Consider the following 24,476-nt stretch of genomic DNA (forward strand, 5'->3'; position numbering starts at 1 on the left):
GCCGCGGCAAGGCGGCATGCGGCGCCAATCTACTGCTTCCGCGCCCGCCGAGGAACAGCCATGCGGGCTGGCCGAGCAGGGGGCGTGCTACAATTTGCTAATCTGTTCGGGGCATTCCTATCCCCAGATGCAGGTGCGATCCGGGCGGACGATGACGGGAAAGAGCGGCGCCACCGCCGACACGATTCTTCTGGTCGAAGATACGCTGCCGCTGGCGCGGGTCTACCGCGAGTACCTGGAGGCCGAGGGCCATCCGGTCGAGCAGGTGGAGACCGGGGCCGCGGCGGTGGACGCCGCCGGGCGCCCCGGAATCGGCGTCATCGTGCTCGACCTCAAGCTGCCGGACACCGACGGGCTGGACGTGCTGAAGCAGCTCCGCGCCCGGCATCCCGACCTGCCGGTGATCGTGGTGACCGCGCACGGCTCCATCAGCCTGGCCGTGGAGGCGATGCGGGAGGGAGCGGCGGATTTCCTGGTCAAGCCCTTCAACGCGGCGCGGCTGACGGTCACCGTGCGCAACGCCCGCGAACGGCGCCTGCTGGCCAGCATGGTCGAACGCTACCGCCGCGACCTGGACCGCGACCGCTTCCACGACTTCATCGGCGCCTCCGCCGAGATGCAGACGGTCTACCGCACGATCGAGGCGGTGGCCCCCAGCCGGGCCAGCGTCTTCCTGACCGGGGAGAGCGGCACCGGAAAGGAACTGGCGGCGGACGCCATCCACAAGGCCAGCCCGCGCCGGGCCGGCCCCTTCGTGGCGATCAACTGCGCCGCCATCCCCAAGGACCTGCTGGAGAGCGAGATCTTCGGCCATGTGAAAGGGGCCTTCAGCGGCGCGACGTCCGACCGGGTGGGGGCGGCGCGGCAGGCCGACGGCGGCACGCTGTTCCTGGACGAAGTCTGCGAGATGCCGCCGGAGCTGCAGCCGAAGCTGCTGCGCTTCATCCAGACCGGGCTGGTGCAGCCGGTGGGCGGCTCGAAGCCGGAGAAGGTGGATGTCCGTTTCGTCTCCGCCACCAACCGCGATCCGCTGGCGGAGGTGCAGGCCGGGCGTTTCCGCGAGGATCTGTACTACCGCCTGCATGTCGTTCCGGTCCACCTGCCGCCCCTGCGCGAGCGGGAGGACGACGCCATCCTGATCGCCCGCACCCTGCTGCACCGCATGTCGGCGGAGGAGGGCAAGCAGTTCCGCGGCTTCGCTCCGGAGGTGGAGGCGGCGATCCGCAGCTACGACTGGCCCGGCAATGTCCGCCACCTGGAGAACGTGCTGCGCAACATCGTCGTGCTGAACGACGGGCCGCTGGTGACCGCGGCCATGCTGCCCGACCCGCTGCGTTCCTTCCATCCCGCCCCGGCCCGGTCCGGCCGCCCGTCTACAGCGGCGACGATGACGGGCGGTCCGGAGACGGCGACGGCGGCAGCGACCGCGGAGCCGGGCATCCGCCCGCTCTGGATGACGGAGAAGGAGGAGATCCTGCGCGCCCTGGCCGCGACCGGCAACGACGTGCCGAAGGCGGCGGCCCTGCTGGAGATCAGCCCCTCCACCGTCTACCGCAAGATCCAGCTCTGGAAGACGGAGGAGCGCGGATGAGCGGCGCGGCGGGGACCGGCCCGGCATCCCCCCTGGATCTGGCCATGCTGGAGGAGATGCGTGCGGCGATGCGCCCGGGCGCCTTCGCTTCGGTGCTGGACGTCTTCGTCAGCGACACGCGGCAGCGGCTGGCCGCCGCCCGCCTGGCCGTGGACCGGGGCGACGGGCCGGCGCTGGCGACCGAGTGCCACAGTCTGAAGAGCACGCTGGGCAGCTTCGGCGCGACCGCCGCCGCCGCGCTGGCGCGCAGCCTGGAGGACGCGGCGGCCCAGGACGCCGCGGCAGCCGGGCCGCTGCTGGACCGGCTGGAGGCGGCGTCCGGCGCCGTCCTGGACGAGCTTCGCGCCCGCTTCTCCCCCGCCCCGGAGGGTGGGGCCGGCTGATCCCGACCGGGGTAGACTCATCCCCCCTCCGGAATTTGCGGTTCCTGCGGGGAACCGCCATCGCCTGCGAGGGCGGGGTGCCGGTCCGATCCGTTTCACCGGCTGGACCTGTGGAACGGGAGGGCCCCATGAGCATCGGTGTCGGCGACCTGCGCCAGGGCGTGGCGGCCCGGCCCGACCGGACGGAGAGCTATGCCCGCCGGATCGCCGAGCTTTACCGCACCTATCTGGAGCACACCCCGCCGGAGACGCGCTTCTACGGCTACATCCACGCGCATTCCCGGAACCGCGCGGCGCAGTTGCGGCATGTGGACGCCTTCCTGCGCTACGCCCCCTGGCTGGCCGGTGCCCGCAGCGTGCTGGACTGGGGCTGCCGGCAGGCCGTGGATTCCTGCCTGCTGCGCCTCTATCTCGGGGATGAGGCGGAGCTGCACGGCTGCGACATCGACCGCGGTGAGTTCGGCGTCTTCCACGACTTCGCCCGCCTGAACTACCGGCCGCTGGAGCACACCTGGCTGCTGCCCTACGCGGATGCCAGCTTCGACGCCGTGGTCGGCAGCGGCGCGCTGGAGCACGCGGCCCACGACGGCGAATCCCTGAAGGAGCTGTGGCGGGTGCTGCGGCCGGACGGCCACCTGGTCATCACCTTCCTGCCCAACGCCTGGTCCTGGACCGAGGCGGTGAACCAGGCCCTGGGCAACGAGCACCACCGCCGCCGCTACCGGCTGGGCGAAACGAAGCGGCGGCTGATGCATCATGGCTTCCTGCCGGTCCATGCCGGCTACCATCAGGTCCTGCCGACCGCCGCGGGCGGCAGCCGGCTGGCGAACCGGCCCCTGGTGCGCGGGCTGCTGGAGCGGAGCTACGGTCTGAACGGCATTCTGGAGCGGACCTGGCCGGTCAACCGCCTGGCGGCCAATCTCCTGATTGTCGCACGCAAGGTCGTCTCCTTCTGACCGGATCGAGAGTTGAAGGGCGTCGCCGGCGCGCCATATCGGGTCGAAGCCGCGGCCGGTCCACCCTTAGGGGGCACCCCAGGTCTTTGATGGTGCAAGGGGGCCGTATCCGGTATAAGCTGTGTCCAGGGTGGCTGCTCGACCAGGCTTTTCCGAAGGGGAACTTTCGGCAGGTTATGCAATCGGGGGCACTCCCGGCAGCCGGTTCGCCGGCGACATCCACAATCGTTACGACCAGTCGAGTTCGAAATACATGTACGATCGCCGTTCTCCGCAGAGCCCGCAGATCACCCGGCGGGGCGTCAGCGCCACCGTCAAATGGTACAACCCGACGAAGGGATTCGGTTTCGTGACCCTGTCCGACGGGTCGCCCGATGCTTTCCTGCACGCATCCGTCGTGCAGGCCGCCGGTTACGACTCTCTGGCGGACGGCACCTCCATCGTCTGCGACCTGTCGCAGGGCAACAAGGGCCCGCAGGTCGCCTCCATCGCCAGCGTGGACGAGTCCACGGCTGCGGCCCCCGGCCCGCGCCGTGACCGCCCTGCCATGGGCGACGGCCCGCGCGGGCCGCGCCGTGGTGGCTTCGGCGGCGGCTTCGGTGGCGGCTTCGGTGGTGCTGGCGGCGGCTATGACGCCGGCCCGACGGAGACCATCGAAGGCACCGTCAAGTTCTTCAGCAGCGACAAGGGGTTCGGTTTCGTGACCCCGGACGGCGGCGGGAAGGACGTGTTCGTGCATGTGACCGCGCTGGAGCGGTCGGGTGTGCGCACGCTCATGCCGGAGCAGCGCGTGCGCATCCAGACCAGCATGGGCCAGAAGGGCCCGCAGGCGAACCGCGTCGAGATTCTCTGACGCGGGCGGGCTGACGACATCGGGGGTGCCGCCGGACCGGCGGCGCCCTCTGTGTTGTTTTCCGCACCGGACCGCGCTTTCTCTCTCCCCGGCGGCCCAGGCCGCCGGATGACCGGCCGTAGGGGATACGGGCGGAAAGAGACGCTGGCGCGCGGCGTGCGGCAGGGGTTGGCCGACCCGGATCGAAGGGGCGGCGAGGTTGGCAGGAGTCGGAGTGAGGGTCGGCGCGCTCGCGGAGAGGCGTGCCGGAAAGACCCGCTCCCCCTGCCCCTCGCCGCCCCTTTTTTCATGCCCGGTGTCTCCCCGCCCGGCTTCGCCGACGTCCGCCAGGGCATGACACGGGCCTTCCCGCCGGACACGATACGGAGCCCGCGAGCACGACCATGGCGGGAATCCTTCGCTCCGCGCAATTCCGTATCGCCAAAGGGGCTTCTGCATGGCACCTTGTTGCGATGCCGAAGATATCGTCCCGCCCCACCGCCCTCGCCCTCCTCCTGCTCGCCCTGGTCCTGCCGCCCCCCGCCGCGGCGCAGTTCGCCGGCCCCGAGCCCGCGACCACCTGGGTGGACAAGCCGCTGGTCCGGGCCGGGCGGGAGATGGCCGTGGCGGCGAACCCGCTGGCCTCGGAGGCGGGGCTGGAGATGCTGCGGCGCGGCGGCAGCGCCGTTGACGCGGCCATCGCCGCCCAGCTCGTGCTGGGACTGGTGGAACCGCAGTCCTCCGGCATCGGCGGCGGCGCCTTCATCGTCGTCGCCCGGCCGGACGGGACGGTCACCACCTTCGACGGACGGGAGACGGCCCCCGCCGGCACCCGCCCCGACCGTTTCGTCGGGCCGGACGGAAAGCCCATGCCCTTCCTGCGCGCCCTGGACCAGGGCCGCGCGGTCGGCACGCCGGGCGCCGTGGCGGTGCTGGCGCTGGCGCACGGCCGCTTCGGCCGGCTGCCCTGGAAGGACCTGTTCGATCCCGCCATCCGGCTGGCGGAAGACGGCTTCCCCACGCCCTTGCGGCTGGCGGAGGTGCTGGAGCGCTGGCGGCCGGCGCTGGAACAGCGCGAGGATCTCCGCCGCGTCTACTACCATGACGGGGCCGCCCCCCTGACGGTGGGGGAGACGTTCCGCAATCCCGACTATGCCGCCACCCTGCGCCTGCTGGCAGCGGAAGGACCCGCGGCCTTCTACACCGGCCCGCTGGCCGGGCGGATCGCCGACCGGCTGGCCGCCGCCCGCGGCGCGGACGGCCCCGCCGTCGTGACGCGGGAGGATCTTGCCGGCTACCGCGCGGTGGAACGTGCGGCCGTCTGCGGGCCCTACCGCGTCTGGACCGTCTGCGGCATGGCCCCGCCTTCGTCCGGCGGGATCGCCGTCCTGCAGATCCTGGGCATGCTGGAGCCCTTCGACCTTGCCGGGCCGGGGCCGGACGATCCCCGCTCCTGGCACCTGCTGGTGGAGGCGATGCGCCGCGCCTATGCCGACCGCGAGGTCTATCTGGCCGATCCGGACCAGGTGGCCGTGCCGGTCCGCGGCCTGCTGGACCGCGGCTATCTGGCCGACCGCTCCGCCGGGATCGACCCGGCACGGGCCGCACAGGGCAAGGTGCCCGCCGGGAACCCGCCCTGGCGCGAGGGCACGCTCTACGCGCCCGAGGTGAACCCGGACGTGCCCGGCACCAGCCATCTGTCCACCGTGGATGCCGACGGCATGGCCGTGGCCATGACGACGACGGTGGAGTCCGCCTTCGGCTCCGGCCTGATGGTGGGCGGCTTCGTGCTGAACAACCAGCTCACGGACTTCTCCTTCCTGCCGGAGCGCGACGGCCGGCCGGTGGCGAACGCCCCCGGGCCGGGCAAGCGCCCGCTCTCCTCCATGTCGCCCACGGTGGTGCTGGACGGAAAGGGCCGGCCGGTGCTGACAGTCGGGTCGCCGGGCGGCAGCGCCATCATCGCCTATGTGGCGCAGGCCGTGGTCGCCATGCTGGACTGGAAGCTGGACCCGCAGGCGGCGCTGGCGCAGCCGCGCGTGGTCAACCGCAACGGTGCCACCCTGGTGGAGGCCGTGCCGCAGGCCGACGCGCTGGCGGACGGGCTCGCCGCCCTGGGCCACAAGGTGGAGCGACGGCCGGTGATCAGCGGCCTGCACGCGATCCGGGTGACGCCGGACGGACTGCTGGGCGGGGCCGACCCGCGCCGCGACGGGCTGCCCAAGGGCGACTGACCGCGCAGGTCCTGACGGTGACAGGGGCCGCCCGCAGCGCGCGGGGCCGATCCGAGCGGGCGGGTTCTGATGCTTTCAGGGCATGCCTGCCGAGGCCATGGGCCGCGTCCTTACATCTTTCGCCATCTGGCGCCGCAAATCCGGAGAGAGTATCCCTGTACGAACGGGGTATTCGGTATTCCTTAACCCTGGTTGTGGTCTGATGGACGGCTGTTGCGGTCGGGGAGACGGGTTCATGGAACCGCTGGAGCTGAACGAGCGGGATTATGCCGTGCTGGAAGAGGCCCTGCTGTCCTCGGCCCGCGGGCGTGCGTTCCTCCGTCAGCGCGATCACCGCACCCGGCTCGTCTCGCAGGATGCGTGGCGCCAGCTCCTGGCCCAGCTCCGCGAGCAGGTGGCCCGGCTGGGCGGTGTCACCGGGGTGGAGACCGTCGGCCAGAACCCGCAGATCCGCATCATGCGGGAGGAGCTGAAGCAGCTCTCCAGCTACATCGAGCAGACCCGGCAGGAGATCGCCCAGCTCCGCCCCATGGATGCCGGCGCCAACCGGATCATGGCGGCGACGAACGAGCTGGACGCCATCGTGACCGCCACCGAACGGGCGACCAGCGACATCCTGAACGCCACCGAACGCATCCAGGAACTGCTGGGCCGGCTGCCCGCGTCCGACACCGTCAGCGATATCGAGGCGCAGACCATCGAGATCATGACGGCGTGCAGCTTCCAGGACATCACCGGACAGCGCACCACCAAGGTCGTCAACACGCTGCGCTACATCGAGCAGCGCGTGAACACGATGATCGAGATCTGGGGCGTGGAGGAGGAGGGAGCCATGCCGGACGGCGGGCTGATCGCCACCCGCCCGGACGACCACCGCCCCGATCGCCACCTGCTGCACGGCCCCTCGCAGTCCCCGGTCAGCCAGGACAACATCGACGCCCTGTTCGAGGCGCTGGGCGACATCGACAAGCACAAGTCCGACGACGCCGTCAGCGGCGCGGCTGCCAACGGCCACCTTGCCGCCCATGACGGCGGTCATGACGGTGCCCACGACAGCGGCCACGACGACGGGCACCACATCGACCACCACGCCCCCGCGGCCGAGGAGAAAGCGGCCCCACCGCCGCCACCTCCCCCGCAGCCGCCGCCTCCCCCGCCGCCCAAGCCCGCGGCCCGGGCCGCAGCACCGGAACCGGCCAAGTCCGGCGGCGCCACGGCCACGCAGGCCGACATCGACGCCCTGTTCGGCTGAGACCGGCCGATGACCGACCAGGAGATCGCCCCCCGCATCCGGCTCTCCCAGGCGCAGCTCGACCGGGTCTGCGAACGGCACGAGGCGTACCTCGCCGGCCAGGCCGGCGGGACCCGGCTGAACCTTCCGTTCTTCGACCTGTCGTTCCTGTCCTTCGAGAAGCGCAACCTGACGAGTGCCAACCTCGCCGGGGCGCTGCTGCGCGGCGCCCGGCTGGGCGGCGCCACCCTGGACTACGCCGACCTGTTCGGCAGCGACCTGCGCGAGGCCGACCTGACCGGCGCCCAGCTCCGCCGCACCGACCTGCGCGCCGCGAACCTGACCGCGGCGGTGCTGCGCGGGGCCGTCATGGTGGAGTGCGACCTGCGCGACGGCAGCCTGGCCGGCGCCGGGCGGTCGGACTTCAAGCTGCTGGGGCTGGCCCCGGGGCCGGTGGACATGACCGCGACGGTGATGGCCGGAGCCGACCTGACCCGCGCGCGGCTCTCGGGCTCGCTGGCCATGCGGGCGGACTTCAGCGGCGCCGTGATGGTGGAGACGCGGCTGGTGCATTCCGACCTGCGCGACGCCCGGCTGGTCGGCGCGAACCTGAAGGGGGCCGAGTTCGCGGGGGCGGACCTGCGCGGCGCTGACCTGACCGGCGCCCGGATCGACGCCGGCGCGCTGGAGGCCGCCATCCTGGGAGCGCAGGACACCGGGCGGCTGAACGAGCGGCCGGCGCTGGCGGAGGAGCTGGGCGACGACGTCGCCCCGCCACTGGTGCAGCCCTCCACGGCGGACCTTCAGGCGATGCTGATCGAGCATGCCGCCTGGGTGGCTTCGGCCGGGCGCGAGGGGCGTCAGCTCGATGCCAGCGGCCTGGATCTCTCCGGCCTCAACCTCGCCGGCCGGGTGCTGACCCTGATGCAGGGGGCGGGCACCTGTCTGCGCGGGGCCGATCTCAGCGGGGCGCAGCTCCAGGCGGCCAGCCTCACCGGGGCCGATCTGCGCTCGGCCCGGCTGCGGCAGGCGGACCTGCGCGGGGCGACGCTGGACCGTGCCAACCTGATCGACACGGACCTGGAACGGGCCGACATGGGGCCGCTGGTGACCCAGCGCGGCCACAGCCTCCGCACCTCCCTGGTGCGGGCGCGGCTGGCCGGGGCGGCGCTGCGCAACACCCGGCTCTGCGGCGCGGACCTGACCTCGGCCGACCTGACCGGGGCCGACCGCACCGGCGCCGACCTGCACGAAGCGATCCTGGACGGCATCCGCGGCTGAATGCCCGCCCGACCGCCGCCGCTACGCTGCGGCAGGGGCGGCATCGGACCCGTGTGTTCCGGCCAGGGGGCCGGCCGGCGTCCGTCCCGCCGCGGCCTGGACCAGCGCCCGGAACAGCCGTTGCTGGCCCCGGTCGGTGAGCAGGAACTCCGGATGCCACTGGACGCCCAGCAGGAACGGCCGCGCCGGCACCTCCACCGCCTGCACGATGCCGTGGATGTCGCGCGCGGCGATCCGGACCCCCTGCCCCGGCCGGTCCACCGACTGGTGGTGCAGGGCGTTCACCCGGCATTCCCCCTGCCGCAGCAGCCGGCGCAGCAGGCTGCAGGGATCGACGCAGACGACCTTGCGCGGCAGCACCGTGCGCAGGCGCGGCGCCTCGACATAGATCTTGTGGATGTCGGTGTGGAGCGTACCGCCGCGGTGGACGTTGATCATCTGGGCGCCGCGGCAGATACCCAGGACCGGGCGGCCGCACCGCTCGGCCCAGTCCAGCGCCGCCAGTTCCAGCGCGTCGCGGTCGGGGTCGATCCTCACCGTCGGCTCGAGCAGGGAGCCGTAGCGGATGGGCTCGATGTCGTCGCCGCCGCCGATCACCAGCCCGTCCAGCCGGTCGAAGCGGCAGGCCGTGTCCGGCGTCAGCCGCACCGCCCGCGCCCCCGCCCGGACCAGGGCGAGACGGTTGAACAGCCAGGGCGTCAGGCTGCGCCGCGCCGACGCGGTGACGCCGATCAGGGGACGGCGGGCCATGCGTCGCCTCAGCCCGGCGCCAGCCAGCGGCCGACCACCCGCGGCCAGTCGGCCAGCGCCCGTTCCCGCCGGCAGTCCTGCCACAGGGCCCCCAGTTCGTTCAGAGCCCAGCGGTCGCTGGCCAGCCGTTCCACCTGCACCCAGCGGTTCCAGTCCGGCACGATGGACCAGTCCGGCTGCCCCACCCGGCTGTCGGGCAGGCGCCAGTGCCAGGTGGGCCTGGTCTTCACAAGCGGATCGCGGCCGCACCCGTCCAGCGCGTCCGGCACCAGACAGGCCAGCAGCGGGAAAAGATCAAGCTCGCGGTTGCGGGTCGGGTTCAGGCGGACATAGTCGCGGGCGAACCCCTCCAGATCCGGCCGGTAGGCCGGGTCCACGACCAGCGCCGCATACTCCTCGGGGAAGCGGTGGACGAAGGGGGCCACCCGGCGGGCGATGTCGATGCCCATGTCCTCCCGCAGCCAGGGGGAGAGCAGCAGGTAGGCCTTCATCACGTCGATGATCGGGTCCGCCTCCGGCCGCGCCAGCTCGGGATTGAAATGCAGGCCGAAGGCGTAGAACAGCCGGCCCTCGGTGCCCATGGCACCGTGCCGGCGCAGCCCCTCGACCAGGGCGTCCAGGGCAGCGATCTCGTCCACCGGCACGGGCGGACAGGAGATCTCATAGGGCATCACCAGACTGCCGACATCGCCGACGGCGGCGCGGAGCCGCTCCTCCAGGGGGCCGGGCTTCTCCGCCCTGTCGCCGTCGGGACCTTCCGGATGCGCGGCCAGCATGTCCAGCTCGACCGTGAAGGCACCGTAGAGCGTCCCCTCGATGCGGAAGCTGTGTTCGTCCTGCGCGCGCACGGTGCCGCCGAAGATGTAGCGCACCAGACGGGCGGTCTCGGACGGCGCCAGGCCCGCATATTCGATCTCGACGCCGACGCGGCGGCGGCGGCCGTCCGTGCGGTCGGGTTCGGGGGGAAGCAGCGGGTCGAAATGGGTCACGGCGGAAACGGCCTTCGTCGGGACTGTCATGGGAATCCGGGGGGAGCATCCCCGGTGTAACGCTCAGATCCGGGAAAGGAGCCAGTCGCGGACCTCGCGGTGGACCCGGTCGCCCACCTCGTCCAGCCCGTGGCGGGCACCGCTGAACAGCACCATGCGCTTGGGGTCCCGGGCCAGCCGGTGGACATGTTCCGTGCTCTCGCAGGGCAGGACCTCGTCATCCTTGCCGTGGATCAGCAGCAGGGCGGCGCGCGGCCCCAGCGTCGCGGCCGGTCCGGCGCCGTACCCCTGGGTCGCCAGCGTGGCGACGGCCGTGACCGCGGGCACCTTGGCCGCCGCCTGGATGACGACGGCGCCGCCGAAGGAATGGCCGACCAGCCCGAACCGGCGGACGCCCTGGGTCTCCAGGTACTGCAGGCCGGCCAGCACGTCGAAGACGCTCTCGGCCAGGTCGGTGGGATGGCGGTAGCGCACCCGCAGGGAGGCGATGTCCTCGCCCGCCAGTTCCTCGGCCAGCCGGGGGAACAGGTCCCGGGCCGGGCTGTCCCAGCCGCCGCCGACGCCGCCGGCCCAGACGACACCCCGCTCCGCCCCCGGTGCCGCATGGACACGGCAGCGGATCTCGCCCCGTTCGGTCGCCAGCGTCACCGGCTGGTATCCGCCCAGCAGGAATGTGTCGTCCTGGGTACCGTCGGCCATGCCATCCCCGTCTGCTGCCGCCCCCTTCCGCTGGAAGAGAACGGCCGTCCCCCCTCCTGCAACGGAAGGCGGACCCCAGGGTTCCGGCGGGAACGCCCACCTGCCGGCCCGCCTCCGGGGAAGGCAGGCCGGCTCCCTGGCGGCGACCGGACAGGTCAGGTCCGGATGCGACCGTCGATCCGCGCCTCCGCCGGGGCGGTGACGAACCAGCCGAAATAGGCGGCCGGTGCCGCCAGCAGGGCGTGCAGCCAGATGTCGTGACCGTAGATGGGAATGAGGCCGAAGGTCGTGTTCAGCACCGGGAACAGGCCCATCACGACCAGGAGGCCGTAGACGACGGCGACGCTCCGGGCATAGGCGCGGGAGGCACCCCAGCCGCGCGATGCCGACAGGCCCCAGATGCCGAAGGCGAGGTGGACCAGATTATGGACCCAGTTCACCGGGAACAGGCCCAGCAGGTAGCCGTAGCCACCGTCGATGGCGAGGGCGCTGCCGTTCACCGGCGGCGCCAGCAGTGCGGGAATGAAGCCCAGGATGCCGGCCCCGGTGAACAGCAGGCCCCAGACGAGGGCGAATGTCCGCATGGATCATCTCCGGAAGAGAACGGGTGGTCCCGTCTCAACCGGCACGCCCGACGGCCGTTGCACCGCAATCGACCGGCCGGCCGGGAAAAGCGGCCGACGCGGAGGTTCTGGCCGTGCGGACCGTCAGGCGGCGCGGCGCAGGTCGGCCTTGGCCCGCTTGGACGCCATGGGCAGGATCGGGGCGGCCGAGGCCTCGGCGGCGCCACGGACCCGGCGGGCGACCTTCTTGTAGGCCCCGCTCTCGATCTGGCGGATGCGCTCCTTGCTGACGCCGTACTGCTGCGCCAGCGTCTCCAGCGTCACCGGCTGGTCGGTCAGGTTGCGGCTGACGAAGATGTGGCGCTCCCGGTCGCCCAGGGCTCCCAGCGCATCGACCATCAGGGCCTTGCGGACCGCCAGCTCGCTCTTCTCGGCAAGGCGGACCTCCACCGTCTCCGTCTCGTCGGCCAGCAGGTCCAGCGCCTCGTGGTCGCCGTCCTCTCCCACCGGCACGTTCAGCGACGTCACCGGGGTGGCGAAACGGTGCTCCATCTCCCGCACCTCATCGACGGAGGCGCCCAGCTCGTCGGCGACACGATCCGCCTCCTCGTCGCTCATGATGCGGTCCTGGATGCCCAGCCGGCGCTGCGTCTGGCGGAGATTGAAGAACAGGCGCTTCAGCGCGGCCGTGTTGCCGCCCTTCAGCATGGACCAGTTGTGCAGCACGTAGGTCTGCACCTCCGCCCGGATCCACCACAGCGCATAGGTCGCCAGACGGAAACCGCGGTCGGGGTCGAAGCGCTGCACGGCCTTCACCAGGCCGATGTTCGCCTCCGAGATCAGATCGCCCATGGGCAGGCCCGAACGGGCGTATTTGGAGGCGATCTTCACCGCCAGCCGCATATGGCTGCGCACCAGCCGGTCGAACGCCTTCCGGTCCTGACGCTCCGCCCAGGCCCGCGCCAACATCTGCTCCTCCGCCGGGTCCAGCATGGGATGGCGGTTGGCCTGGGCCGTGTAGGCACGCAGCACATCGATGGATTCGGAAAAGACTGACATCAGCAACATCCTCCAGACGCAGAGGCACCATGGCACAGGGCCGGCCTGTGCGGGGGCACTCCCGCCCCCGCGCCCGGCCTTGCCGGGCACGCCCTGTCGGTCCGCCGTCCTTTCTTGGAACGGTTCTAAGATAAGCCCGCCGCCACCGATCCGCAAGCCCCGAGATAACTTGCAAACAAGATTATCGTGCGCAGGGATTTCCGCCTCCCTGCGCACGCCCGATCGTCCCGCCCTGTCTCCCTGGATGCCGTGTCCAGGCGCACCTGCCTTCGGGGTCCGTCTCGCCAGGGGTCCTTTCAGGGCATGTCCTCGGGAACGTGAGGGTCAACAGCGGACCCGCGCCCCTGTTCCCCACCCGCCTTACCCGCCGCCAGGGCAGGAAGACCGGAGCGGCCGGCGCGGGCCGGGCCGGCGTCAGGCAACGGCGACGGCGGGCGGGGTCTCGAAGGCGCTGGAAATCTCCAGCACGTCGGGCGCCCCGCTCAGCACCCAGTCGCCCGGCGCGGTCAGGCCCGGATGGGCCCCGTCCCAGACGACAGCGCCACCCAGGGACCGGATGCGGGCGGCCATGTCGCCGACGGCCGTGGCAGGATAGAGCCCGCCGCCGATCAAGGCGCCGCCGAAGCGCATCTCCCGCAGCAGCGCCAGGGCAGAGGCCGGATCGTTGGTCACCGCCTTGGCGCGGTGACCGGCCCGTGCCAGTTGCCCCGCAAGGCGCAGCGCCTTCAGGGCATCGCCTTCAACCAGGAGGATGTCCATTCCTGTGTCCCCGGGGGCCTTCCTGCCTGGGCTGCCACCGCCAGGCCCCCCTTGCGCAGCGGCCCGTGGTTGAACCCCTATCCTAGCCGGTCCCGGGGCGGGACCGGATTCCCCATTGGTCCGTCGCCCCTAGGCAGTTCGGTGGAGCCCCGCCGGGGCGGGCTAATCCCGACGGGGGTGCCGGCTGCGGCGCTTGCCCGGCCCGGTCGGAATCGCCGCTCAGGCCACCGTCGTCCGCACGTCCAGATTGCCCCGGGTGGCATTGGAATAGGGGCAGACCTGGTGCGCCTTGCGGACCAGCTCCTCGGCCTGCTCCCGCTCCACGCCGGGCAGATCCACCCGCAGCGCCACCTCCAGCCCGAAGCCACCGTCGGAGCGGGGCCCGATGCCGACCGTGGCCGTCACCGTGGCGTCCGGCGACACGGTCACCTTCTCCTGCCGGGCCACCAGCTTCAGCGCGCCCAGATAGCAGGCGGCATAGCCGGCGGCGAAGAGCTGTTCGGGGTTGTTCCCCTCCCCGCCCCCGCCACCCAGTTCCGTCGGCGTCGAGAGCCGGACGTCGAGGCTGCCGTCGGCGGTACGGGCGCGGCCGTCGCGCCCGCCGGTCGCCGTCGCTTCGGTCCTGTACTTCACATCCACGGGCATCTGCTGCTCCTGTCCATCGGTCTGGTGGATAGGGAACGGGCGGCGACGCCCGATGGCTCCGGTGCCGCCGCCCGACGCCTCACTCGGCCGCGTTGCGGCCGGGCTCCTGCTCCAGCTTGCCGCTGGTATAGGTGGGGCCGCGCCGGTTCTGGCCCGGGGGCGGCTTGCCCTCCAGCGGCGGCAGGGCCTTCGCCGCCTCCAGGTCGATGCCTGCCGCTTCCGCCACGCGGGTTCCGTAGTCGGGGGCGCAGTGCCAGAAGTGCCAGACCATGCGGAGCGCGATGTGCTCCGGGCACTGCTTCATGTCGTCGGACAGGTTGGCGATCAGGTCGTCGCGTTCCCAGTCCTCGAAGCTGCGGTAGCGCTCCCCGGCCTGGACGTAGTCGTCGGCCGTGCGCGTGGTCTGATACCGGCCCAGATGCCCCTCGATCCACTGGTGGTAGTCGCGTTCCGGCTTCGGCGCCTCGGTCAGCCCGCCCATCGAGCTGGGCTCGTAGTTCACGCGCGGATTCTCCGGGCCGCGGTCCACGTAGAAGGCCATCTGGCCGTCGCGCTGGTTGGTGCGGGCCGGCGTCACCGGGGCGTTGACCGGAAGCTGGAGGTAGTTGGCGCCGACCCGGTAGCGCTGCGTGTCCGAATAGGACAGCGTCCGGCCCTGCAGCATCTTGTCGTCGGAGAAGTCGATGCCGTCCACCAGCACGCCGGTGCCGAAGGACGCCTGCTCCACCTCCGCGAAGAAGTTGTCGGCGTTGCGGTCCAGCACGACCCGGCCGACAGGCAGCAGCGGGAAGCGGTCCTCCGGCCAGCGCTTGGTATCGTCCAGCGGGTCGAAGTCCAGTTCGGGATGGTCGTCGTCCGACATGATCTGGACGCACATCTCCCACTCGGGACAGTCGCCGCGCTCGATCGCGTCATGCAGGTCGCGGGTGGCATGGCCGACGTCGCGGGCCTGGATCTCCGCCGCCTGCTGGGCGGTCAGGTTGCGCACGCCCAGCTTCGGTTCGAAGGAGAACTTGCAGAGCACGGCCACACCCTGGTCGTTGACCAGCTTGTAGGTGTTCACGCTGGAACCCTGCATGTGCCGGTAGTCGGCCGGGATGCCCCAGGGGCTCTTTACCCAGGTCACCATGTGCAGGCTTTCCGGGTGGTGCATCACGAAGTCGTAGAAGCGCCAGGGTTCCTGCCGGTTGCTGATCGGGTCGGGCTTGAAGGCGTGGATCATGTCCGGGAACTTCACCGCGTCGCGGATGAAGAAGACCTTCAGGTTGTTGCCGACCAGGTCCCAGACCCCGTCCACCGTCTTGAACTTGATGGCGAAGCCGCGCGGGTCGCGGGCGGTCTCGGGGCTGTCCTTGCTGCCGATCACGGTGGAGAAGCGGATGAAGACCGGCGTCCGTTCGCCCGCCCGGGTCAGCACCTTCGCCCGCGTGTACTTCGCGGCGGGCTCGTCACCGATCCGGCCATAGGCCTCGAACCAGCCGTGCGCCCCCGTGCCGCGCGCATGCACGACGCGCTCGGGGATGCGCTCGCGGTCGAAATGCGTGATCTTCTCGATGAACTGGTAGTTCTCAAGGGTGGCCGGGCCGCGTTCGCCGACGCTGCGGATGCTCTGGTTGTCGGAGATCGGATGTCCCTGCCGGTTGGTCAGCGTGCGATCATCGCTGCCCATCGTTTCCTCCTGGGTCCAAGGGCGTGCCGCCCGCGTCGCCGGGGCGGCCGACCTCCAACCGGGCCGGCGCGCGCCGGTTCCAGCGCCGGCCCGTTGCCGGCCGGCCGGCGCAACACGCCGCACCCTATCCTTCCGGTCACGTCACCGATGCAGCGGACGGTGCCCTGGCCTCCAGGAAGACATCATCTGAAACATACCGCAAAAGAAGCCGCATGAATGCGGCGTTTCCCTTCAGCGAAGCTGAGCCCTTGTGCTGGACGGAAAGATTTCGACATACGCCAATACTTTTGCTTAAGGCTTCATCAATCCCCACCCCCCGATACTTGCGCCGCGGAACCCGGCCCCGGGAGGGAATGATGCGGAAATGGCTTGATAATCAACCGCTTGTCCTGAAGCTGTACGGTGTGGTCGCGCTCCTGTCGCTGGTCGCCGTCCTGCTGGCTGTGATCGGCAACCTCTCCTTGTCGGCACAGCACGCGCGGACAGAGGCGATGCGGCAGGCCGAAGCGCATCTGGAGACCGCGGCCGAGGCGGCGGGGGGGCTTCAGGCGCTGGCCCGCCATACGGCGATGCTGGCCCTGGATCTGAGCGGACCCCACCGGGAGCGCCATGCGGCCGCGGCCGCGGCTGCCCTGGAGACGGTGCGGGAGGATCTGCGCACCCTGAAGGGCATCGACGCAGGCCACCGGGACCGTCTGGCCGGGGTCGAGGCGGAGATCGACGCCTTCCTGCCCACCTACCGCACGGTGGTGGAGTCCGGCGCCCGCGGCGATCTGGCCGCCGCGACCCGGGCGGTGCTGGACGGCAGTGCCCGGATCGAAGCCGCCGCCGCCGTCTTCCTGTCCGTCGAGAGGGAAGTCAAGGCCGAGCAGGATGCCCTGGTCGCCTCCGTCGCCGCCGCGCGGGAGCAGGCGGGCCTGACCATGATCGTCGCCGCTGCGGGCGCCATCGCCATCGGTTTCGGCCTGTCCTGGTTCGTCGTCAACGGCATCAACCGGCCCCTGACCCGGATGATCCGCGCCCTGGGCCGGCTGGCCCAGGGGGACGACCATGTGGAGATCGAGCGCTGCGGCCGGCGCGACGGGATCGGGGAGATGCAGGAGGCCCTGGCCGCGCTCAAGGTGTCGATCGCCGACGCCTACCACATGCGGCAGATGGTGGACGACATGCCCATCGCGGTCATGCTGACCGACCCGCAGGACGAATTCCGCATCACCTACTGCAACAAGAGCACCATCACCCTGCTGAAGAGCATCGAGCACCTGCTGCCCGTGAAGGCGGATGAGCTGGTGGGCCGGACGATGGATGTCTTCCACCGCGTCCCGACCCGCCAGCGGGAGATCCTGTCCAACCCCGCCAACCTGCCCTGGAAGGCGAAGATCCGGCTGGGGCCGGAGACGCTGGACCTGCGCATGTCCGCCGTGAACGACCGCCAGGGCCGCTTCCGCACCGTCATGCTGAACTGGGCCATCATCACCGAGCGGGTGAAGCTGGCCGACGATTTCGAGCGCACGGTGAAGGCCGTGGTGGACACGGTGGCCGCCGCCGCGACGGAACTGGAGGCGTCGTCCCGGTCCATGTCGGCCACGGCGGAAGAGACCCGGTGCCAGTCCATCACCGTCGCCTCCGCGGCAGAGCAGGCGTCCGCCAACGTGCAGACGGTCGCCTCGGCGGCGGAGCAGCTGTCCGCCTCCATCGCGGAGATCGGCAAGCAGGTCGCCCACTCCTCCGACATCGCCGCCCGCGGCGCGGCGGAAGCGGACGCCACCCAGGCCACCGTGGACAATCTCGCGGAAGCCGCGAAGAAGGTGGGCGAGGTGGTCGGCCTGATCAGCGCCATCGCCAGCCAGACCAACCTGCTGGCGCTGAACGCCACGATCGAGGCGGCCCGCGCCGGCGAAGCCGGCAAGGGCTTCGCCGTCGTGGCCAGCGAAGTGAAGGTGCTGGCGCAGCAGACCCAGAAGGCGACGGAGGACATCTCCACCCAGATCAGTGCGATCCAGGAAGCCATGGGCGGCGCGGTCGGCGCCATCCGTCGCATCAACACCGTGATCTCGGAAGTGAACCACATCGCCGGCGCCATCGCCGCGGCGGTGGAGGAACAGTCGGCGGCGACGCAGGAGATCGCCCGCAATGTCGAGCAGGCGGCCAACGGCACGGCCGAAGTCTCCGCCAACATCGCCAGCGTCACCGTCGCGGCCTCGGAAGCCGGCACCTCGGCAGCCCAGGTCGCCGACAGCTCCAGCGAGCTCGGCCGGCAGTCGTCCCTGCTGGCGACCCAGGTGGACACCTTCATGCGGTCCGTCCGCGCCGCCTGACCGCCTTCCCCCGGCCCGCCCGCCCGGCGTCCGGATGCGGAAAAGCCCCCGAGAGAGCGATCTCCGGGGGCTTTTCCGTATCCCGTGGCAGCGGCTGTAACGGCGGCTGCGGCGGCAGATGATCTGCGGCCGGCCCCGCGTGGCGCTCCCGCCCGTCCCTGTGGACGGGCGGGAAGGGTCCGTCAGCCGTCGATCAGGGCGCGGTTGCGCTCCAGCGCCTGCGTCAGATCGTTCTGCGCATCGCGCAGACGCCGGGCGCAGTCGGACAGGCGGCGCACGTGGAAGGCCATGTCCTCGGCCCGGTTCAGCAGGTGGGAGTGCGGCAGGCGGGTGCGCATGTCGATGACCATCACGAACTCCTGGTTGGTTGTTCGCTGCTTTCTACGCCCGTTTCCGCCCGTTGGATCACTCCAGGCTGGTTACATATGCGTTCGATCAGCTATGCATCCGGATACTGGCATGCGGCCGGCATATCATACAAGCAAAAGGTGATGAACGCAGGACGCAGAAATGCGTCGCCCGGGGCATCCGCCCCGGGGTCCCCGCATGGCCTGACCGGCCGGGCGTCGTCAGGCCACGTTGCGGACGGGCTCCGGCGCCGACTTGTCCACGAACGCCTTTTCAATGACATAGTCGGCCGGCGTGTGGCCGGAGCCTTCGACGAAGCCCCGCTCTTCCAGCAGGGTGTTCATGTCCGCCAGCATGTCCGGGCCGCCGCAGATCATGGCGCGGTCCTGCGCCGGGTCCAGGTCCGGCAGGCCCAGATCCGCCACCATCTTGCCGTTGCGCACCAGATCGGTGATGCGGCCGGTGTAGGTGGAGGGTTCGCGCGTCACGGTCGGGTAGTAGACGAGCTGCTGGCGGATCAGGTCGCCGAAATACTCGTTCTCCGGCAGCTCGCGGGTGATCAGGTCCTTGTAGGCCAGCTCGGCGTTGAAGCGGACCGTGTGGGTCAGCACCACCCGCTCGAAGCGGCCGTACAGTTCCGGGTCCCGGATCAGGCTCATGAAGGGCGCAAGGCCGGTGCCGGTCGAAAAGAGATAGAGGTTGCGGCCCGGACGCAGATGGTCGGCCACCAGCGTGCCGGTCGGCTTGCGCCCCACCAGCACGGTATCGCCCACCTGGATGTGCTGGAGGCGGGAGGTCAGCGGCCCGTTCGGGACCTTGATCGAGAGGAACTCAAGATGCTCCTCCCAGTTCGGGCTCGCCATCGAATAGGCGCGCACCAGCGGACGCCCGTCCACCATCAGCCCGATCATGGCGAACTGGCCGTTGACGAAGCGCAGGGAGGGCGAACGGGTCAGGGTGAAGCTGAACAGCGTGTCGGTCCAGTGATGGACGCTGGTCACCTTCTCCTCGGCGAATGCGCTCATGAACCACGGTCCTCCTCTGTTGCAGCGCACCCAGAAATGCACGGTCTGGCGGGGAACATAAATACATTCCGCCGTCGTGAAACCCTGATTCTCGGGGCTTTTAATGTCCCTGCTGCATGGCTGATTCGCAAGCCATTCTCAATTGGATGACACCCTGTCGCATCCGGAACCGTAAGGGTCTGAAACCGTTGGGTTTGATCCCTTCTGTCGCACCCCGATAAATACTATTATGTAGTGTTGAAATATAATTTCACCTTGCGGTTTGCCGGTATCGTGGCAAGTTACCCCTGCGACGTGTGGCATTAGCGCGCCTGTTGCAGCGCGAGGGAGACATCCCGTGGCCCTGAAGACCTTTCCGATCTCCGTCGCCCTGGTGGACCGGACCGTGCTGCTGGCCGGCGGGGGGGAGACGATGCTGCGCAAGGCCCGCCTGCTCGCCCCGTTCGGCGCGCGGTTGCGGCTGGTGCATCCCGACCCGGCCACCGGGCTGGCGGATCTGGCCGCGGAGGTGCGTCGCCGCCCGTTCGTTCCCGCCGACCTGGACGGCGCCGTCCTGGCCTTCGCCGACGGCGATGATCCGCAGACGGCAGCAGCGGTAGTGGATGCCGCGCGGGCGCGCGGCGTTCCCGTGAACGTGCCCGACCGGCCGGCGCTGTCCGGCTTCATCATGCCGGCGATCATCGACCGCGACCCGATCACGGTCGCCATCTCCTCCGGCGGGGCGGCCCCCGTGCTGGTCCGCCGGCTGCGCGCGCGGCTGGAGGCGGCGCTGGAGCCCAACCTCGGCGCCCTGGCCCGCTTCCTGGACCGCTTCCGGCCGGCCGTGAAGGCGACCCGCACGGATGAGACCGCACGCCGCCGCTTCTGGGAGGCGGTGGTGGACGGGCCGGCCGCCGCCCGCCTGCTGGCCGGCGACGAGGACGGGGCGCACGCGGCCCTGCTCCGCGCGCTGGACGATCCCGGCCACGGGCAGGAGGCATCCGGCCGCGTGGCGCTGGTCGGCGCCGGCCCCGGCGACCCCGACCTGCTGACCCTGCGCGCCCTGCGGGTGTTGCAGGACGCCGACGTGGTGGTCCACGACAGGCTGGTGGACGACCGCATCCTGGACTATGTGCGCCGCGACGCCCGTCGCATCTTCGTCGGCAAGTCCAAGGCCGACCACACCCTGCCGCAGGACCGGATCAACGCCCTGCTGGTGGCGGAGGCCCGGGCCGGGCACCGGGTCGTGCGGCTGAAGGGGGGCGACCCCTTCGTCTTCGGTCGCGGCGGGGAGGAGGTGGAGGCGCTGCGCGCCGCCGGCATCCCGGTGGAGGTCGTGCCCGGCATCACCGCCGCGCTGGGCTGCGGCGCCGCCGCGACGATCCCCGTCACCCACCGCGGCGCGGCCCAGGGCGTCACCATCGTCACCGGCCACGGCAAGGACGGCGAGCCCGACCTGGACTGGGAGGCGCTGGCCCGGCTGAAGCACACCCTGGTCATCTACATGGGCCTGTCCGCCGCCGGCCGCATCGCCGACCGCCTGACCGCGGCCGGGCTGCCCGCGGCCACGCCCGCCGCCCTGATCGAGAAGGGCACCCGCCCCGATCAGGTGCTGGCGGTCGGCACGCTGGGCGGGCTTCCCGCGCTGGCGGCGGCCCACCGCATGGCCGGCCCCGCCCTGATCGTCGTGGGCGAGGTCGTGCGTCTGGCCGACCCCGCCCGCATCACGGAGATCGCCCGGCCCGCGCTGGCCGTGGCCGCGGAATAGGGAGGCGGACATGCTGGTGAAGGCGAAGGGGGACCTCCAGGCCGTCAGCGCCAGCCGGCTGCGCGACGGCGTCGCCGTCTGGCTGTCGGCCGGCCACCGCTGGATGGAGGACGTGGCCGACGCCGGCGCCTTCACCGGCGCGGCGCTCCAGCAGGCGCTGGCCGTGGCCCAGGCCGACAGCGCGGCCGGGCTGGTGGTGGATGTCTATCCGCTGGACGTGGCCGTGGCCGACGGCAGGACCCGGCCGCTGCATGTCCGCGAACGGATGAAGGCGCGCGGCCCGTCCGTCCGTCCGGACCTCGGAAAACAGGCCGTCACCCCCGCCATTTCCCGCGCCCCGGAGAGAGCCGCATGACCCACATGCCCCGCCCCGGCGCCATCGCCGCCGCCCCGGATCACAGTCCGGATGCAGCCCCCGACCGGCACGCCGGCATCTACCGCTACGACGACCTGGACCGGGAGTTCGTCTTCCAGCGGGTCGCGCAGTTCCGCGAGCAGGTGCGGCGCCGCCTGTCCGGCGCGCTGACGGAGGACGAGTTCAAGCCGTTGCGGCTGATGAACGGCGTCTATCTCCAGCTCCACGCCTACATGCTGCGGGTGGCGATCCCCTACGGCATGCTGGGCACGACCCAGCTCCGCCGGCTGGCGGAGATCGGCCGGCGCTGGGACCGCGGCTACGGCCATTTCACCACGCGCCAGAACATCCAGTTCAACTGGCCCGCCCTGGTGGACGTGCCGGACATGCTGCACGCCCTGGCCGAGGTGGACATGCACGCCATCCAGACCAGCGGCAACTGCATCCGCAACGTCACCACCGACCATTTCTGCGGCGCGGCGGCGGACGAGATCGTCGATCCCCGCGTGCATGCCGAGATCCTGCGGCAATGGTCCACCCTGCACCCGGAATTCAGCTTCCTGCCGCGCAAGTTCAAGATCGCCATCTCCGGCACGCCGCAGGACCGCGCCGCCGTCCGCACCCACGACATCGGCCTGATCGCCACGCGCGACGCCGCCGGGGCGGTGGGCTTCACCGTCTATGTCGGGGGCGGCCAGGGGCGCAGCCCGTTCCTGGCCGTGAAGGCGCGCGAGTTCGTGCCGGAGGCGGACCTGCTGGCCTATCTGGAGGCCGTCCTGCGCGTCTACAACCAGTACGGACGGCGCGACAACATCTACAAGGCCCGCATCAAGATCCTGGTCCACGAGCTGGGGGCGGAGGCGTTCCTGCGCCGCGTGGAGGAGGAGTTCGCCCGCCTGCCCCGCGGGGCGCACGCTCTGGACCCGGCGCTGGTCGAGGCGATCCGCGCCCATTTCGCGCCGCCGCCGCTGGAGCGCCTGCCGGAGCGCAGCCCCGCCTTCGACCTGGCCCGGGCCCGCAACGCCGCCTTCGCCCGCTGGACCCGGTCCAACCTGCACCCGCACCGGCAGCCGGGCCATGCCATCGCCACCGTCAGCCTGAAGCCGGTGGGCGGCATTCCGGGCGACATCACCTCCGACCAGATGGAGGCGCTGGCCGATCTGGCCGACCGCTTCAGCTTCGGGGAGGTGCGGGTCAGCCACGAGCAGAACCTGGTGCTGGCGCATGTCCGCAAGGACGAGCTGTACGCGCTCTGGCAGGGGCTGGAGGCGATCGGGCTGGGCACCGCGAATGCGGGGCTGGTCAGCGACATCATCGCCTGCCCGGGGCTGGATTACTGCGCCCTGGCGAACACCCGTTCCATCCCCATCGCCCAGGCCATCGCCACCCGCTTCGCCGACCTGGACCGGCAGCACGCGATCGGTGAGCTGCGCATCAAGATCAGCGGCTGCATCAACGCCTGTGGCCACCACCATGTCGGCCACATCGGCATCCTGGGCGTGGACAAGAAGGGGGAGGAATTCTACCAGCTTCTTCTGGGGGGCGACCCCGGGCCGCAGGCGGAACTGGCGGAAATAACGGGTCCCGGCTTCGACGCCGCCGGGATCGTGGACGCGGTCGAAACCGTTGTCCGCACGTACCTCGACCTGAGGGGCGAGGGCGAGCGGTTCATCGACACGCTGCGCCGTCTCGGCCATGCCCCGTTCAAGGAGGCGCTCCATGGCGCTGCTTGAGAACGGCCGCCCGGTCCCCGACCGCTGGACCTTCGTCCCGGACGGCGTGCCCCTGCCCCTCGACGGGCCGGTGATCGTCACCCTGTCCCGGCTGCGGCGGGAAGCGGAGGACCTGCGGGGAAGGCCCCCCGGTGTCCTGCCCCCCGATGTTCGGCCCCCCAGTGCCCGGTTCCTCGGTGTGAAGCTGACCAGTGCCGAACTGGCGCCGGAGGTGGCGGAGTTCCTGGACCTCCTGTCCCTGGTCGCGGTCGAGTTCCCGAAGTTCCGCGACGGCCGCGGCTTCTCCACGGCGCGGGAGCTGCGCGAACGCTACGGCTTCCGGGGCGAGATCCGGGCCGTCGGGCACACCCTGCCCGACCAGTACCGCTTCCTGCTGCGCTGCGGCTTCGACACGGTGGAGATGCCCGACGACCGCGATCCCGCCGCCTGGGCCGCGGCGCTGGAGGGCATCGGCATCGCCTACCAGCCGGCCATGGACGCGGCCGCCCCGGTTTCCCTGCTGCGCCGCCGGCTGGCGGCGGGAGGTGGAGCGTGACCCAGGCCCAGACGGAAGACCGGACCGACCCGGTGGCGCACGCCGCCGACCTCGCCGCCCGCTACGGGCACCTGCACGGGGCCGAACTGCTGCGCCCGCTGCTGACCGGGGACCTCAAGGGCCGGATCGCGCTCGTCTCCTCCTTCGGGACGGAGAGCGCGGTGCTGCTCCACATGGTGGCGGAGATCGACCCGGGCGTGCCGGTGATCTTCATCGACACCGGCAAGCTGTTCGGAGAGACGCTGCGCTACCGCGACCGGCTGGTGGCCCTGCTGGGCCTGACGGACCTGCGCAGCCCCGGCCCCGACCCGGCGGAAGAGGCGCGCGAGGACGCCGACGGCGGCCTCTGGCGGCGCGATGCCGGCGCCTGCTGCGCCCTGCGCAAGGTGCGGCCGCTGGGGCGGGCGCTCGCCCCGTTCGACGCCTGGATCACGGGGCGCAAGCGCTTCCAGGCGGCGACGCGGGCCGTGCTGCCGGCGGTCGAGGCGGCGGACGGGCGGATCAAGGTGAACCCGCTGGCCGGCTGGTCGCGGCAGGACCTGACCGCCTACCTGGACCGGCACGGCCTGCCGCGCCACCCGCTGGAGGCGGACGGCTTCCTGTCCATCGGCTGCATGCCCTGCACCGACCGGGTGGCGCCGGGCGAGGACATCCGCGCCGGGCGCTGGCGCGGCCAGGGCAAGACGGAGTGCGGCATCCACCGGCCCGCCCCCGCCGGCTGAACGGAGCAAGGGCTGAACGGGACGACGCGCGCAGGAACCAGGTCCCGGCCAC

General features: G+C 71.3%; 23 protein-coding genes. 13 read left to right on the plus strand and 10 right to left on the minus strand.

Annotated features, from left to right (window positions below; translation table 11 throughout):
- Window positions 1-151 precede the first annotated feature (151 nt).
- From RC1_RS10355 to RC1_RS10385, 7 genes are all read left to right on the plus strand, one after another.
- The gene (locus RC1_RS10355) at window positions 152-1,591 is read left to right on the plus strand and encodes a sigma-54-dependent transcriptional regulator (RefSeq protein ID WP_012567330.1); all 1,440 of its coding nucleotides are present in this window, start codon (window positions 152-154) and stop codon (window positions 1,589-1,591) included.
- Window positions 1,588-1,974 carry an Hpt domain-containing protein gene (locus RC1_RS10360; protein WP_012567331.1) on the plus strand — a complete coding sequence of 129 codons (387 nt, stop codon included), beginning with the start codon at window positions 1,588-1,590 and terminating at the stop codon, window positions 1,972-1,974. The genes RC1_RS10355 and RC1_RS10360 overlap by 4 nt, the downstream gene beginning before the upstream one ends.
- 128 nt (window positions 1,975-2,102) lie before the next feature.
- Window positions 2,103-2,930, plus strand: coding sequence for a class I SAM-dependent methyltransferase (locus RC1_RS10365; RefSeq protein ID WP_012567332.1), 828 nt, complete (start codon window positions 2,103-2,105; stop codon window positions 2,928-2,930).
- Window positions 2,931-3,183: 253 nt separating this feature from the next.
- Complete coding sequence (locus RC1_RS22510) at window positions 3,184-3,783, plus strand: cold-shock protein (protein WP_041785300.1); 600 nt, start codon at window positions 3,184-3,186, stop codon at window positions 3,781-3,783.
- Between the two features lie 452 nt (window positions 3,784-4,235).
- The gene (gene ggt, locus RC1_RS10375; RefSeq protein WP_012567334.1) at window positions 4,236-5,996 is read left to right on the plus strand and encodes a gamma-glutamyltransferase; all 1,761 of its coding nucleotides are present in this window, start codon (window positions 4,236-4,238) and stop codon (window positions 5,994-5,996) included.
- 235 nt (window positions 5,997-6,231) lie between these two features.
- Entirely contained in the window at window positions 6,232-7,248 is a 1,017-nt protein-coding gene (locus RC1_RS10380; protein ID WP_012567335.1) for a protein phosphatase CheZ, read from the plus strand.
- A gap of 9 nt (window positions 7,249-7,257) precedes the next feature.
- Window positions 7,258-8,508 carry a pentapeptide repeat-containing protein gene (locus RC1_RS10385; protein WP_012567336.1) on the plus strand — a complete coding sequence of 417 codons (1,251 nt, stop codon included), beginning with the start codon at window positions 7,258-7,260 and terminating at the stop codon, window positions 8,506-8,508.
- Window positions 8,509-8,529: 21 nt separating this feature from the next.
- Here RC1_RS10385 and RC1_RS10390 read toward each other — a convergent pair whose 3' ends face one another.
- The 8 genes from RC1_RS10390 to RC1_RS10425 form a co-directional block, all read right to left on the minus strand.
- Window positions 8,530-9,258: a gamma-glutamyl-gamma-aminobutyrate hydrolase gene (locus RC1_RS10390; protein ID WP_012567337.1), complete on the minus strand. Its 729-nt coding sequence runs from the start codon at window positions 9,256-9,258 to the stop codon at window positions 8,530-8,532.
- An 8-nt stretch (window positions 9,259-9,266) separates the two neighbouring features.
- Window positions 9,267-10,277 (minus strand): amidoligase family protein, encoded by a 1,011-nt coding sequence (locus RC1_RS10395; RefSeq protein WP_012567338.1) that lies wholly within the window; start codon window positions 10,275-10,277, stop codon window positions 9,267-9,269.
- A gap of 33 nt (window positions 10,278-10,310) precedes the next feature.
- Window positions 10,311-10,946: an alpha/beta hydrolase gene (locus tag RC1_RS10400; RefSeq protein WP_012567339.1), complete on the minus strand. Its 636-nt coding sequence runs from the start codon at window positions 10,944-10,946 to the stop codon at window positions 10,311-10,313.
- A gap of 155 nt (window positions 10,947-11,101) precedes the next feature.
- A complete protein-coding gene (locus RC1_RS10405) occupies window positions 11,102-11,530 on the minus strand; it encodes a DUF4383 domain-containing protein (RefSeq protein ID WP_012567340.1) in 429 nt (142 codons plus the stop codon).
- Between the two features lie 123 nt (window positions 11,531-11,653).
- On the minus strand, window positions 11,654-12,568 hold the full coding sequence (locus RC1_RS10410) for an RNA polymerase factor sigma-32 (RefSeq protein WP_234703765.1): 915 nt from the start codon (window positions 12,566-12,568) through the stop codon (window positions 11,654-11,656).
- Window positions 12,569-12,982: 414 nt separating this feature from the next.
- The gene (locus tag RC1_RS10415) at window positions 12,983-13,327 is read right to left on the minus strand and encodes a response regulator (protein WP_012567342.1); all 345 of its coding nucleotides are present in this window, start codon (window positions 13,325-13,327) and stop codon (window positions 12,983-12,985) included.
- 219 nt (window positions 13,328-13,546) lie between these two features.
- On the minus strand, window positions 13,547-13,972 hold the full coding sequence (locus RC1_RS10420) for an organic hydroperoxide resistance protein (protein WP_012567343.1): 426 nt from the start codon (window positions 13,970-13,972) through the stop codon (window positions 13,547-13,549).
- A gap of 79 nt (window positions 13,973-14,051) precedes the next feature.
- Complete coding sequence (locus tag RC1_RS10425) at window positions 14,052-15,641, minus strand: catalase (protein WP_012567344.1); 1,590 nt, start codon at window positions 15,639-15,641, stop codon at window positions 14,052-14,054.
- Between the two features lie 353 nt (window positions 15,642-15,994).
- Here RC1_RS10425 and RC1_RS22150 point away from each other — a divergent pair, with 353 nt between their 5' ends.
- On the plus strand, window positions 15,995-17,959 hold the full coding sequence (locus tag RC1_RS22150; RefSeq protein WP_049766687.1) for a methyl-accepting chemotaxis protein: 1,965 nt from the start codon (window positions 15,995-15,997) through the stop codon (window positions 17,957-17,959).
- 182 nt (window positions 17,960-18,141) lie between these two features.
- Here RC1_RS22150 and RC1_RS21760 read toward each other — a convergent pair whose 3' ends face one another.
- Both RC1_RS21760 and RC1_RS10435 read right to left on the minus strand, forming a co-directional pair.
- The gene (locus RC1_RS21760; RefSeq protein ID WP_012567347.1) at window positions 18,142-18,309 is read right to left on the minus strand and encodes a hypothetical protein; all 168 of its coding nucleotides are present in this window, start codon (window positions 18,307-18,309) and stop codon (window positions 18,142-18,144) included.
- 219 nt (window positions 18,310-18,528) lie between these two features.
- Window positions 18,529-19,332, minus strand: coding sequence for a ferredoxin--NADP reductase (locus RC1_RS10435; protein ID WP_012567348.1), 804 nt, complete (start codon window positions 19,330-19,332; stop codon window positions 18,529-18,531).
- Window positions 19,333-19,669: 337 nt separating this feature from the next.
- Here RC1_RS10435 and cysG point away from each other — a divergent pair, with 337 nt between their 5' ends.
- From cysG to RC1_RS10460, 5 genes are read left to right on the plus strand one after another with little or no spacing between them, the layout of a single operon-like run.
- Window positions 19,670-21,079, plus strand: a complete 1,410-nt coding sequence (gene cysG, locus RC1_RS10440; RefSeq protein ID WP_012567349.1) for a siroheme synthase CysG — start codon at window positions 19,670-19,672, stop codon at window positions 21,077-21,079.
- A gap of 10 nt (window positions 21,080-21,089) precedes the next feature.
- The gene (locus tag RC1_RS10445) at window positions 21,090-21,434 is read left to right on the plus strand and encodes a DUF2849 domain-containing protein (protein ID WP_012567350.1); all 345 of its coding nucleotides are present in this window, start codon (window positions 21,090-21,092) and stop codon (window positions 21,432-21,434) included.
- Window positions 21,431-23,167 (plus strand): nitrite/sulfite reductase, encoded by a 1,737-nt coding sequence (locus RC1_RS10450; protein ID WP_012567351.1) that lies wholly within the window; start codon window positions 21,431-21,433, stop codon window positions 23,165-23,167. Before RC1_RS10445 ends, RC1_RS10450 begins: the two co-directional genes overlap by 4 nt.
- Entirely contained in the window at window positions 23,154-23,702 is a 549-nt protein-coding gene (locus RC1_RS10455) for a DUF934 domain-containing protein (RefSeq protein ID WP_012567352.1), read from the plus strand. The genes RC1_RS10450 and RC1_RS10455 overlap by 14 nt, the downstream gene beginning before the upstream one ends.
- Window positions 23,699-24,424 (plus strand): phosphoadenylyl-sulfate reductase, encoded by a 726-nt coding sequence (locus RC1_RS10460; protein WP_012567353.1) that lies wholly within the window; start codon window positions 23,699-23,701, stop codon window positions 24,422-24,424. Before RC1_RS10455 ends, RC1_RS10460 begins: the two co-directional genes overlap by 4 nt.
- Window positions 24,425-24,476: the final 52 nt, after the last annotated feature.

The organism is Rhodospirillum centenum SW (genome assembly GCF_000016185.1).
In the GTDB taxonomy this organism is placed as follows: Bacteria; Pseudomonadota; Alphaproteobacteria; order Azospirillales; family Azospirillaceae; genus Rhodocista; species Rhodocista centena.

What these genes read in the sequence shown, in the direction of transcription:
- RC1_RS10410 (WP_234703765.1), bottom strand. Translation starts at nt 12,568, where the DNA reads ATGTCAGTCTTTTCCGAATCCATCGATGTGCTGCGTGCCTACACGGCC.
- RC1_RS10415 (WP_012567342.1), bottom strand. Translation starts at nt 13,327, where the DNA reads ATGGACATCCTCCTGGTTGAAGGCGATGCCCTGAAGGCGCTGCGCCTT.
- RC1_RS10365 (WP_012567332.1), top strand. Translation starts at nt 2,103, where the DNA reads ATGAGCATCGGTGTCGGCGACCTGCGCCAGGGCGTGGCGGCCCGGCCC.
- RC1_RS10445 (WP_012567350.1), top strand. Translation starts at nt 21,090, where the DNA reads ATGCTGGTGAAGGCGAAGGGGGACCTCCAGGCCGTCAGCGCCAGCCGG.
- RC1_RS10380 (WP_012567335.1), top strand. Translation starts at nt 6,232, where the DNA reads ATGGAACCGCTGGAGCTGAACGAGCGGGATTATGCCGTGCTGGAAGAG.
- RC1_RS10435 (WP_012567348.1), bottom strand. Translation starts at nt 19,332, where the DNA reads ATGAGCGCATTCGCCGAGGAGAAGGTGACCAGCGTCCATCACTGGACC.
- RC1_RS10455 (WP_012567352.1), top strand. Translation starts at nt 23,154, where the DNA reads ATGGCGCTGCTTGAGAACGGCCGCCCGGTCCCCGACCGCTGGACCTTC.
- RC1_RS22150 (WP_049766687.1), top strand. Translation starts at nt 15,995, where the DNA reads ATGATGCGGAAATGGCTTGATAATCAACCGCTTGTCCTGAAGCTGTAC.
- RC1_RS10400 (WP_012567339.1), bottom strand. Translation starts at nt 10,946, where the DNA reads ATGGCCGACGGTACCCAGGACGACACATTCCTGCTGGGCGGATACCAG.
- ggt (WP_012567334.1), top strand. Translation starts at nt 4,236, where the DNA reads ATGCCGAAGATATCGTCCCGCCCCACCGCCCTCGCCCTCCTCCTGCTC.
- RC1_RS10395 (WP_012567338.1), bottom strand. Translation starts at nt 10,277, where the DNA reads ATGACAGTCCCGACGAAGGCCGTTTCCGCCGTGACCCATTTCGACCCG.
- RC1_RS10450 (WP_012567351.1), top strand. Translation starts at nt 21,431, where the DNA reads ATGACCCACATGCCCCGCCCCGGCGCCATCGCCGCCGCCCCGGATCAC.
- RC1_RS10385 (WP_012567336.1), top strand. Translation starts at nt 7,258, where the DNA reads ATGACCGACCAGGAGATCGCCCCCCGCATCCGGCTCTCCCAGGCGCAG.
- RC1_RS21760 (WP_012567347.1), bottom strand. Translation starts at nt 18,309, where the DNA reads ATGGTCATCGACATGCGCACCCGCCTGCCGCACTCCCACCTGCTGAAC.
- RC1_RS10405 (WP_012567340.1), bottom strand. Translation starts at nt 11,530, where the DNA reads ATGCGGACATTCGCCCTCGTCTGGGGCCTGCTGTTCACCGGGGCCGGC.
- RC1_RS10360 (WP_012567331.1), top strand. Translation starts at nt 1,588, where the DNA reads ATGAGCGGCGCGGCGGGGACCGGCCCGGCATCCCCCCTGGATCTGGCC.
- RC1_RS22510 (WP_041785300.1), top strand. Translation starts at nt 3,184, where the DNA reads ATGTACGATCGCCGTTCTCCGCAGAGCCCGCAGATCACCCGGCGGGGC.
- RC1_RS10390 (WP_012567337.1), bottom strand. Translation starts at nt 9,258, where the DNA reads ATGGCCCGCCGTCCCCTGATCGGCGTCACCGCGTCGGCGCGGCGCAGC.
- RC1_RS10355 (WP_012567330.1), top strand. Translation starts at nt 152, where the DNA reads ATGACGGGAAAGAGCGGCGCCACCGCCGACACGATTCTTCTGGTCGAA.
- RC1_RS10420 (WP_012567343.1), bottom strand. Translation starts at nt 13,972, where the DNA reads ATGCCCGTGGATGTGAAGTACAGGACCGAAGCGACGGCGACCGGCGGG.
- RC1_RS10425 (WP_012567344.1), bottom strand. Translation starts at nt 15,641, where the DNA reads ATGGGCAGCGATGATCGCACGCTGACCAACCGGCAGGGACATCCGATC.